Here is a 10679-nt window from a genome sequence, read left to right as displayed (position 1 = left end):
GACGGCACCCGCTTCATGGCGGCGCTGCACCCGGACGCGGACCTGGCCCCGCGCGACGTCGTGGCGCGCGGCGTCTTTGCCGAAACCCAGGCGGGCCGCCGCCCGGCGCTGGACTGCCGCGCGCTTGGCGCGGGCATCATGGCGGACTTTCCGGCGGTGGCGGCAGCCTGCGCGCGGGCCGGGATCGACCCCGCCCGCCAGCCGATCCCGGTCGCCGCGGCGGCGCATTACCATATGGGCGGCATCGCCACGGACCAGGATGGCCGCAGCAGCCTGCCCGGCCTCTGGGCCTGCGGCGAGGCGGCCTCGACCGGGTTGCACGGCGCGAACCGCCTGGCCTCGAACGGGCTGCTGGAGGCGCTGGTCTTTGCCCGCCGCGCGGCCCTATCGATCGGCCGGAATGGCCCGCCCGCCGCCTCCGTCGCGCTGCCGGACCCCGCCCCCGCGCCCCTGCCCGATCCCGCCTTGGTCGCGCGCCTGCGCCAGGCGATGACCGCAGGCGCGGGCGTGCTGCGGGATGCCCAGGGGTTGACGGACGCGCTGCACGCCATCGCGGCCGTCGGGGCGGCGCAGCCCGGCAGCCCGCAACTGGCCAACATGACGGCAACGGCCACGCTGATCTGCGCGGCAGCGCTTGCACGGCGCGAAAGCCGCGGCGCGCATTGCCGGACGGATTACCCCGACACCCTGCCCACGGGCCGCCGCAGCCGCATGACCTTGGCAGAGGCTTTGGCCCTGCGTCCCGCCCCCGAAAAGGAGCCCCTATGACCCCGCCCCCGTATCCGCCCCTGCCCGACCTGATCCTGGAACCCCTGGTCCGCGCCGCCCTGTTCGAGGATCTGGGCAGCCATGGTGACATCACCACCTGCACGGTGATCCCGGCGGGCACGCGGACCCGCGGTGCCATCCGCGCGCGCGAGGGCGGCACCGCGTCGGGCATGGGACTGGCCGCGCTGGCCTTCCGGCTGATCGACCCGGACCTGCGCCTGGAGGTGCTGATCCCCGACGGCACCCCCTTCGCCCCCGGCGACACGCTGGCGCGGATCGAGGGCTGTGCCGCCGCCATCCTCTCGGCCGAGCGGGTGGCCCTGAATTTCGCGGGCCGCCTGTCGGGCATCGCCACCCTGACCGCCGCCTTCGTGGCCGAGACGCGGGGCACCGCCACCCGCATCACCTGCACGCGCAAGACCACGCCCGGCCTGCGCCTGGTGGAAAAGCAGGCGGTGCTGCATGGCGGCGGCTTCAACCACCGCGTCTCGCTGTCGGACGCGATCCTGATCAAGGACAACCACATCGCGGCGGGCGGCGGCATCCGCCCTGTCCTGCAGGCGGTCAAGGCCCGCGCCTCGCACATGATGCGGGTCGAGATCGAGGTGGACCGCCTGGACCAGCTTGCCGAGGTGCTGGAGGAAGGCGGCGCCCATGTGGTGCTGCTGGACAACATGGACACGGACACGCTGCGCCAGGCCGTCGCCATGGCACGGGGACGCGTGGTTCTGGAAGCCTCGGGCAACATGCGCCTGTCGCGCATCGCCGAGGTGGCGGCGACCGGCGTGGACTACATCTCGGTCGGCGCGCTGACCCATTCGGTGCCCGTGCTGGACCTGGGCATGGACTTCTGAGGAGCGCGCCGCGCCCGGCGTGCCCCCGTCAGGCAAGCCCCCTGCGGAAGGCGGCCGTGCCAAGCCGGGGAGTCATGTCTTTCTGCCAGCGGGACTACCCATCCTGATTCGAAATATCCCGGATCGCGATGCATGTCCTTCTCCTCCGGGCGGAAAGGCGCCCGTGAAAACTGGGGCGCGGTTCTCGCCCAAAAATAGGTGAAGGGCCACATTCGGCAGAAAACGGACCGGCGACCTGTCGTTGAATCAAGGCGCTGGCCTTTTCCGGTGTTCCAAGGAGCGCCTTTCCCCATGGCGATCGGAGGGCATGGGCGCTGGAATTAGCCTGACTCGGTGCCCACGGCCTGCTTATCATCCCAAAGACCGGAGCCGGTGTCGTGCACCGCTGCCTGCTGTTCCCTTTGTCTGTGTCAATAGTTGGAGGAAGCCATGCCCGAACCCGTCATTTCCGTCAGAGGCGCCCGCGCGACCGAATACGGCTATGTCCTCTTCACCGTCGAACTGTCCGAACCCGCCACCGATGCCGTGAGCGTGGACTACCAGGCCTATTCTGGCACCGCCGAGCGCGACGTGGATTTCTCGGACTACGGTTCGGCCTCGCTGTCGGGCACGCTGACCTTCGGCATCGGCGAGACCGTCCAGACCTTCACCGTCTATGTCGGGCACGACACCCTGGACGAGATCGACGAGAACTTCTTCGTCGAACTCTCGGACCCGGTGGGCGCGACCTTCGGGCCGGGCAACGCCACCCTTGTCGCCACCGGATGGGTCCTCGACGACGACGGCGCCGGGCTGAACCGGAGCATCTCGGTGTCGTCCGCCGAGTTGCGCGAGGGGCCCGGCGGCCGCTTTGCCGTCTTCGCGGTCGAACTGTCGTCCCCGTCCAATGATGCCATCACGCTCAACTTCCAGACCCTCGGCGGCACGGCGAAGGCGGGCAGCGACTTCGTCGCCCGCGCGGGACAGGTCACCTTCGCGCCCAACCAGACGCGGATCGAGATTTCGATGCGGGTGAACGACGACCTCGCGCTTGAGGGAACCGAGCAGTTCTACCTCCGCATCACCCCGCCCTATCCGTCGCAGATATCCTCGCTGACCCCGACCGTGACCGGCACGGCCACGATCCTGGACGGAACCATCCGGGGGACCGGCGGCAACGATATCCTTGCGGGCACCGCCTTTGCCGACCGGATCGAAGGGTTCGGGGGGAATGACAGCCTGTCCGGCCAGGCCGGGAACGACATCCTTGCGGGCGGGACGGGCAACGACACCCTGAACGGCGGCCTTGGCGCGGATCGCCTGCTGGGCGGGCTGGGCAACGATCTCTACCTTGTGGATGCCGGGGACATCCTTGTCGAAGGCGCGGGCGGGGGTATCGACACCGTCAACTCGGCTGCCTCGCATGTCCTTGGCGCCAATATCGAGAACCTGACCCTGATCGGGGCAGGCGCGATCAACGGCACCGGAAACGGGCTGGCGAACCTGCTGACCGGCAATGCCGCCCGCAACATCCTGACCGGCGGCAGAGGCAACGACACCTATGTCATCGGCGCCGGCGACACGGTGCGCGAGCTGGCGGGCCAGGGGACGGACACGATCCGCACCGGCATCTCGGTCACGCTGGGCGCCCATGTCGAGAACCTGGTCCTGACCGGAGGGGCGGCGGTCAACGGGACCGGCAATGCCCTGGCGAACGTGATGACGGGGAATGCCGCACGAAACGTCCTGACGGGAGGGGGCGGCAACGACACCTATTTCGTCCAGGCCGGGGACACGGTGCGCGAATTTGCCGGGCAGGGCATCGACACCGTGCGGACCGGGGCGTCCTGGACCCTGGCCGCCCATGTCGAGAACCTGACGCTGCTTGGGCAGGCGGGCTCTACCGGCGTCGGCAATGCGCTGAACAACCGTCTTCAGGGCAACGGCGGCAACAACACGCTGCTGGGCGGGTCCGGGAACGACACCCTGCTGGGAGCAGCCGGCCAGGACACCATCGGGGGCGGAAACGGTTCGGACCTGCTGCAGGGCGATTCCGGCAATGACATCCTGCGGGGCGGCGGGGGCGCGGACAGTCTTCTGGGTGGGTTCGGCAACGACTATCTTGAAGGAGACGCGGGCTTCGACCGCCTGACCGGCGGAGCCGGCGCCGACCTGCTGCGGGGCGGCGGCGAGGCGGACGTGTTCATCTTCTCGGCCGTGGCCGACAGCAGGCCGGGGCTGGCGCGCGACAGGATCGCGGACTTCGCCCGCGGCGTGGACGACATGGACCTGACCCAGATCGACGCAAATTTCGGCGCGGCGGGCAACCAGGCCTTCGCCTTCCGTGGCACGACGGCAGCGGCTCATTCCGTCTGGTATGTCCGCCAGGGTGCCAATGCCCTGGTTCAGGGCGACGTCAACGGCGACGGGGTCGCGGACTTCCAGATCCTGCTGAACAACGTCTCGGCGCTGACGGCGGCCGATTTCATGCTGTAAGGGCGGATCGAGGGCAGCAACTGTCGGGGTGCGACGTCCGGACGGCGGAACAGGCAGGTGTTCCGCCAAGGGCCGCACGGCACCACGCGAGAAGGCGCCATGCGCGCCACAGGGATCGGCACGCTTATCCCGACACGACCTGAATCCATGCCGATGGGAAACGGCAATCTGCGACCGATCTTGCCCAGTTTGCCGGAAGGTCCTTCGCAGAGAGGCTTCCCTGGCCGCGCGCCCGCTTGTTTGGTGGGCGCGCCCCTTGTTTTCGCGTGCGCTGCCCGCCTCCAAGCCTTTCGAGCTTGTGCTTGCGGCCATCGGCGCTGCCGCCGGAAGCAAAGACATGCCCCAGGGCCAATCTTTGAAGAAGCCCGCACCGGGGCAAGGGTGTCGATCGCCCCTTGACCGACGCGCGCGGGATTTATAAACGAACGTTCGAATAAACTCAGAGGTGGATGTGGGACGAAAACGTACCATCGACCGGGACGCCCTCATGGAAGCCGTGGAAAGCGTGGCCCGGCGCGAGGGGGTGAGCGGTCTCAGCATCGATGCCGTCGCCAGGGAAGTCGGCATCAGCAAATCCAGCGTCGTCTATGATTGCGGAAGCAAGGCGGGGCTGCTGACGGCGTTCACCCGCCACCAGCTTTGCCAATATCGCGACCGCTTCGACGAGGCGCTGCAGGCTCATGCCGGACAGCCGAACGCCTGGCTGCGCGCGATGATCGACATGGGCCGGGAGGCGCCATCGGACGATGACGTCGCCATGACCATGCTGATCAGCGCCAGCATGGGCGAGAACGCCGAATGCCGCGAGTTGATGCGCGAGGCCCTGGCCGAGGATGCGCGCCGGGTCGCGGCGGATGCCCAGGACCGAGGCCGGATGCTGCAACTGCTGCTGGCCGTCCACGGCCTGTTCTTCCTGGAGTGCTTCGGCCTTCACCGCTTCGACGAGATCACCCGCCAGGAGCTTCTGGACGGCCTCATGGACGCGCTTGAAACCGATGCGGGATCGTCCCCCGCGACCTCTGCTCCTTCCAAAACCTGAACCCCTTCTTTCGAAAGACCGATCCATGCACAGATCACAAGTCCTGTCCGGGCTTCTTGCCGCGGTGCTGGCCCTGCCGCCGGCCTCGCAGGCAGTTGCCCAGGACATGCCGCCGACGCCGGTCAGCGTGCTGACCATGACCCCGCAACCCCTGCCCGTGGTGAACGAACTGCCCGGCCGTGTCGCCGCGACCCGCACGGCCGAGGTCCGGCCCCGCGTCGGCGGCATCGTCGTCGAGCGGATCTTCACCCAGGGGTCCGAGGTGAAGGCGGGCGACATCCTCTACAAGATCGACCCGGCCCCTTATCAGGTCCGCGTCGCCAGCGCCGAGGCCACCCTGGCGCGGGCCGAGGCGACCCGGCGGAACGCCCAGGACCAGCTTGCCCGGACCGAGGCGCTGCGCGAGCGCCGCGTCACGGCGGGGGTCGAGCTTGAGAATGCCGAAACCACGCTGGCACAGGCCGATGCGGACGTGGCCATTGCCCAGGCATCGCTGCAGGAAGCGCAACTGAACCTGGGCTATACCGATGTGACCGCGCCCATCGACGGGGTCGTGGGACGCGCCCTGGTGACCGAAGGCGCGCTGGTGACGGCCCAGACCGACATCCTTGCAACCATCCAGCAGCTAGACCCCGTCTATGTGGACGTCACGCAATCGTCCTCGCAACTGTTCGCGCTGCAGCGCGCGCGGGCGGCGGGCGAGCTGATGATGACCGCGCCCGATGAAGCGCGGGTCCAGTTGTTCTTCGACGACGGGTCGGAATACCCGCACCCCGGCAAGCTTCTGTTCTCGGAAGCCAGCGTGGACAGTTCGACCGGGCAGATCACCCTGCGGGCCGAGTTCCCGAACCCCGACGGAATGCTGCTGCCCGGCCTTTACGTCCGGGCGCGGCTGGAACAGGCCATCCGCGAGAACGCGCTGTCCATCCCGCAGATGGCGGTGCAGCGCGACACGAACGGCCAGGCCTTCGTCTATGTCATGAAGGGCGAGGATACCGTCGAGCGCCGCGACCTGACGCTGGGCCAGACCTCGGACAGCGGCTGGCTGGTCGAGGACGGGTTGCAGCCGGGCGACCGCGTGGTCGTGGCAGGGGCGCAGAAGCTTTACCCCGACGCCAAGGTCGTTCCCGAACCCGTGGACGCGCAGCCGCAGGCGGCCGCAGGACCACCCGCCGCGCCCGCCGCGCAGGCCGCCAACACCAAGGGCTGAGACCGAAGCATGGCACAGTTCTTCATTCTTCGCCCGGTCCTGGCCTGGGTGATCTCGATCTTCATCGTCATCGCGGGGCTGATCGCCCTGCCGCAGATGCCGATCGCCCAATACCCGCAGGTCGCGCCGCCGCAGATCCAGATCTCGACCGTCTATACCGGCGCCTCGCCGACCGAGATGTACCAGTCCGTCGCCCAGCCGATCGAGGAGGAGCTGAACGGCATCCAGGGCATCCAGTATTTCGAATCCACCTCGGACGTGTCGGGGGCGATCTCGATCACGGCGACCTTCGCGCCGGGCACGGACGTGGGCACCGCGCAGGTCGATATCCAGAACGCCGTCAGCCGGGTCGAACCCGTGCTGCCGCAGACGGTCGTGGACCAGGGCGTCACGGTCGAGGAAGCGGGCGCGGGCTTCCTGATGATGGTGTCGCTGACCTCGACCGACGGGTCGATGGATGACGTGGCGCTTGGCGACTACATCAACCGCAACGTCGTGGGCGAAATCCGCCGCATCGACGGGGTGGGCCGCGCGCAGGTCTTCGCGTCCGAGGAGGCGTTGCGGATCTGGATCGATCCCGACAAGCTGACCGGCCTGAATCTGTCGCCCGCCGACGTGTCGGCCGCCATCCGCGCCCAGAACGCCCAGGTGGCGGCGGGCCAGATCGGCGCCGACCCCAACCCGGTCAACCAGCAACTGACCGCGACCGTTCTGGTGCGCGGCCAGTTGACCGAACCGCAACAGTTCGGCGACATCGTGCTGCGCGCCAACCCCGACGGATCGACCGTGCGGCTGCGCGACGTGGCGCGGATCGAGGTGGGGGCGGACACCTATACCTTCGCCTCGCGGCTGAACGGCCAGCCGACGGCGGCGGTGGGCATCCAGCTCTCCTCGACCGGCAACGCGCTTGCCACCTCGGAGGCGGTGCAGGCCACCATGGAGGAACTGTCGGGCTTCTTCCCCGAGGGCATCGAGTATTCGATCCCCTACGACACCGCGCCCTTCGTGGAAAAATCCATCGAGAAGGTGATCCACACCCTGATCGAGGCCGTGGTGCTGGTCTTCATAGTGATGTTCCTGTTCCTGCAGAACTTCCGCTACACGATCATCCCGACCATCGTGGTGCCCATCGCGCTGGCGGGGACCATCGGGGTGATGCTGGTTGCGGGTTTTTCCATCAACGTGCTGACCATGTTCGCCATGGTCCTGGCCATCGGCATCCTCGTGGATGACGCCATCGTCGTCATCGAGAACGTCGAGCGCATCATGGCCCACGAAGGGCTGCCCCCCAAGGAGGCCACGCAAAAGGCCATGGGAGAGATCTCGGGCGCGATCATCGGCATCACGCTGGTGCTGGCGGCGGTGTTCATCCCCATGGCCTTCTTCCCCGGATCGACGGGGATCATCTATCGCCAGTTCGCGCTGACGATGGTGACCTCGATCCTGTTCTCGGCCTTTCTGGCGCTGACGCTGACTCCCGCGCTGTGTGCGACGTTCCTGAAGCCCATCAAGGGCCATCACGAGAAGAAGGGCTTCTTCGGCTGGTTCAACCGCAAGTTCGACGCGGCCACCGAACGCTATGGCCGGGGCGTGTCGATGCTGACGCGGCGGACGGGGCTGGTGATGCTGGTCTATCTGGGCATCGTCGCGCTGACGGGCCTTGGCTTCACCTCGCTGCCGACGGGCTTCCTGCCGGACGAGGACCAGGGCTTCATCATCGCGGACATCCAGACGCCGCCCACGGCCAGTTCGCAGCGCACCGACGCTGCCATCCAGGTGATCGAGAACCATTACGGCCAGAACCCCGCAGTCGAGAACGTGGTGGGCATCCGCGGCTTCTCGTTCTCGGGTCAGGGGCCGAACGCGGGCCTTGCCTTCATCACCTTCACCGACTGGTCCGAACGCGACCAGACCGCGACCCAGATCGCCAATGACGCCAACATGGCCCTGTTCGGGACCAAGGACGCGCAGATCTATTCGCTGTCGCCGCCGCCGATCCCCGGCTTCGGCACCTCGGGCGGGTTCAGCTTCCGCCTGCAGGATCGCGGCGGCAACGGCCAGCAGGCGCTGAACGCGGCCGCCCAGCAGCTGATCGCCGAGGCGGGGGCGGGCGGCGTCGTCACCGGCCTGCGGGTCGAAGGGATGCCGGCGGCGGCCCAGGTTTCGGTCCTGATCGACCGCGACAAGGCGCAGACCTTCGGCGTGGCCTTCGCCGACATCAACCAGACGCTGTCGGCGAACCTCGGGTCGGCCTATGTCAACGACTTTCCGAACGAAGGCCGGATGCAGCGCGTGATCGTGCAGGCGCAGGAGGAAAGCCGGATGCAGGCCGAGGACATCCTTAACCTGACCGTGCGGAACTCGAACGGCGGCATGGTGCCTTTCTCGTCCTTCGCGACGGTGGAATGGAACCAGGGTCCAAGCCAGGTGGTCGGCTACAACGGCTATCCCTCGGTGCGGATCGCCGGGAACGCCTTGCCCGGCTTCTCATCGGGCGCGGCCGTGGCCGAGATGGAGCGGCTGGCGGCCGAACTGCCCGAAGGCTTCGCCTATGAATGGACCGGCCAGACGCTGGAGGAGATCAGTTCGGGCAACACTTCGACGATCCTGTTCGCGATGTCGATCCTGTTCGTGTTCCTGCTGCTGTCGGGGCTTTACGAAAGCTGGTCGATCCCGCTGTCCGTGATGCTGGTCGTGCCGTTGGGGGTGATCGGCTGCATCGCCGCCGTGATGCTGCGCGACATGCCCAACGACGTCTACTTCAAGGTCGGCCTGATCGCGATCATCGGGCTGTCGGCCAAGAACGCGATCCTGATCGTGGAGTTCGCCAAGGATCTGCGCGAGGACGGCATGAGCCTGATCGACGCCGCGGTGCAGGCGGCCAAGCTTCGCTTCCGGCCGATCCTGATGACGTCGCTGGCCTTCACCCTGGGGGTGGTGCCGCTGGCCATCGCCACGGGCGCCTCGGCCGCGTCGCAGAACGCGATCGGCACGGGCGTGATCGGCGGCATGATCTCGGCCACGATCCTGGCGGTGTTCTTCGTGCCGGTGTTCTTCGTCTTCGTGCTGGGCCTGTTCAGCCGGACGCGCCGGAAAGGCGCCGGGGCCGCCACCGTCCGGGCCTGACGCCGTCATCCTGCGGGCGGGGTCCGTCGGTCCCGCCCGCCATGCGACAGGCCCGGCAGCCTGTCGCCCCCAGGGCTCACCCCCGGCCTGATGCGGCGTCGCGCATCTGTGTCAGGGTCTGGCGCGGGGTCAGCGCCTCGGGCGAGATGTCCAGATCCAGCAAAGCGCCGCTGCCCGATGCCAGCGCGCGGGCAAAGGCGGCCGGGAAATCCTCGGTCGCCCCGACCCGTTCAGCGTGGTAGCCGTAGGCACGGGCCAGCATCACGAAGTCAGGGTTGACCATGGTCGTGCCGGACACGCGCGCGGGATACTGGCGTTCCTGGTGCGCGCGGATGGTGCCGTAGATGCCGTTGTTCAGCAGCAGAATGATCGGCTGCGCCCCCGCCTGCACGGATGTCGCAAGCTCCTGGCAGGTCATCTGGAAATCGCCGTCGCCCGCGAAGCAGACCACCGTGCGGCCGGGATGGGCCAGCTTGGCGGCGATGGCGGCGGGCAGGCCGTAGCCCATCGCGCCTGATTGCGGCGCCAGCAGCCGCGCCCGGGGACCGAACTTGTAGAACTTGTTGGGCCAGACGGTGAAGTTGCCCGCGCCGTTGGTCAGGATCGCGTCCGGGGGCAGCGCCTCGCGCAGATGCGCGGTGGCGATCACCATGTCCACGGGCGAGGGCTGCACGGGCGCATCGAAGCCTGCTTCCCAGCCTGCGCGAGCCTCCGCGCGCCAAGCGGTCCATCCACCCTTGACTGGCGACAACGCGGCGGCAAATTCGTTCGGCCCGGCCTGGATGCCCAGCGTCGGCTGGTAGATCTTGCCGATCTCGCGGTCCGAGGCATGGACGTGGACCAGCCTTTGCGCGGGCACCGGGACCGACAGCAGCGTATAGCCGTCGGTCGTCATCTCGCCGAAGCGGACATTGATCGCCAGGATCACGTCGGCGTCGCGCACCAGCGCCTTGACATGGGCAGGCATCCCGACGCCCGCCTCGCCGGCATAGACGGGAGAGAAGTTGTCGAACTGGTCCTGATAGCGGAAGGCCGCGACCACGGGGATGTCGCTGGCCTCGGCAAAGGCTTGCAGCGCCTTTTTTCCCGCAGCCGACCAGTTGCAGCCGCCGATCAGGATCAGCGGGCGGGCGGCGGCCGACAGCATCGCCCGGGCCTCGGCCACCGCATCCGGCGCGGGCGCGGGCTCGGCCACGCGGGCGGGACC

The 10679-nt window shown here is 68.2% G+C and carries 7 protein-coding genes; 6 read left to right on the top strand and 1 reads right to left on the bottom strand.

The window, feature by feature from the left end:
* From J0F76_RS18730 to J0F76_RS18705, 6 genes are all read left to right on the top strand, one after another.
* Positions 1-768, top strand: a 768-nt coding sequence (locus J0F76_RS18730; RefSeq protein ID WP_207471823.1) for an FAD-binding protein, incomplete at its 5' end; no start/stop codon positions are given.
* Positions 765-1622, top strand: coding sequence for a carboxylating nicotinate-nucleotide diphosphorylase (gene nadC, locus J0F76_RS18725; protein WP_207471821.1), 858 nt, complete (start codon positions 765-767; stop codon positions 1620-1622). The genes J0F76_RS18730 and nadC, both read left to right, overlap by 4 nt.
* Positions 1623-2051: 429 nt before the next feature.
* Complete coding sequence (locus J0F76_RS18720; protein ID WP_207471818.1) at positions 2052-4097, top strand: calcium-binding protein; 2046 nt, start codon at positions 2052-2054, stop codon at positions 4095-4097.
* 451 nt (positions 4098-4548) lie between these two features.
* Complete coding sequence (locus tag J0F76_RS18715; protein WP_341351625.1) at positions 4549-5136, top strand: TetR/AcrR family transcriptional regulator; 588 nt, start codon at positions 4549-4551, stop codon at positions 5134-5136.
* Between the two features lie 25 nt (positions 5137-5161).
* The gene (locus J0F76_RS18710) at positions 5162-6346 is read left to right on the top strand and encodes an efflux RND transporter periplasmic adaptor subunit (protein WP_207471816.1); all 1185 of its coding nucleotides are present in this window, start codon (positions 5162-5164) and stop codon (positions 6344-6346) included.
* 9 nt (positions 6347-6355) lie between these two features.
* A complete protein-coding gene (locus J0F76_RS18705; RefSeq protein ID WP_207471815.1) occupies positions 6356-9472 on the top strand; it encodes an efflux RND transporter permease subunit in 3117 nt (1038 codons plus the stop codon).
* A gap of 76 nt (positions 9473-9548) precedes the next feature.
* On the opposite strand, the gene J0F76_RS18700 is transcribed toward J0F76_RS18705, so the two are convergent.
* Positions 9549-10679, bottom strand: a 1131-nt coding sequence (locus J0F76_RS18700) for a thiamine pyrophosphate-dependent enzyme (protein WP_207471813.1), incomplete at its 5' end; no start/stop codon positions are given.

It is taken from the genome of Paracoccus fontiphilus, from assembly GCF_017356265.1.
GTDB lineage: Bacteria > Pseudomonadota > Alphaproteobacteria > Rhodobacterales > Rhodobacteraceae > Paracoccus > Paracoccus fontiphilus.
Note: the sequence above shows the minus strand (reverse complement) of the source record. Positions and strands in the feature narration are given on the sequence as shown.

What these genes read in the sequence shown, in the direction of transcription:
- J0F76_RS18720 (WP_207471818.1), top strand. Translation starts at nt 2,052, where the DNA reads ATGCCCGAACCCGTCATTTCCGTCAGAGGCGCCCGCGCGACCGAATAC.
- nadC (WP_207471821.1), top strand. Translation starts at nt 765, where the DNA reads ATGACCCCGCCCCCGTATCCGCCCCTGCCCGACCTGATCCTGGAACCC.
- J0F76_RS18710 (WP_207471816.1), top strand. Translation starts at nt 5,162, where the DNA reads ATGCACAGATCACAAGTCCTGTCCGGGCTTCTTGCCGCGGTGCTGGCC.
- J0F76_RS18705 (WP_207471815.1), top strand. Translation starts at nt 6,356, where the DNA reads ATGGCACAGTTCTTCATTCTTCGCCCGGTCCTGGCCTGGGTGATCTCG.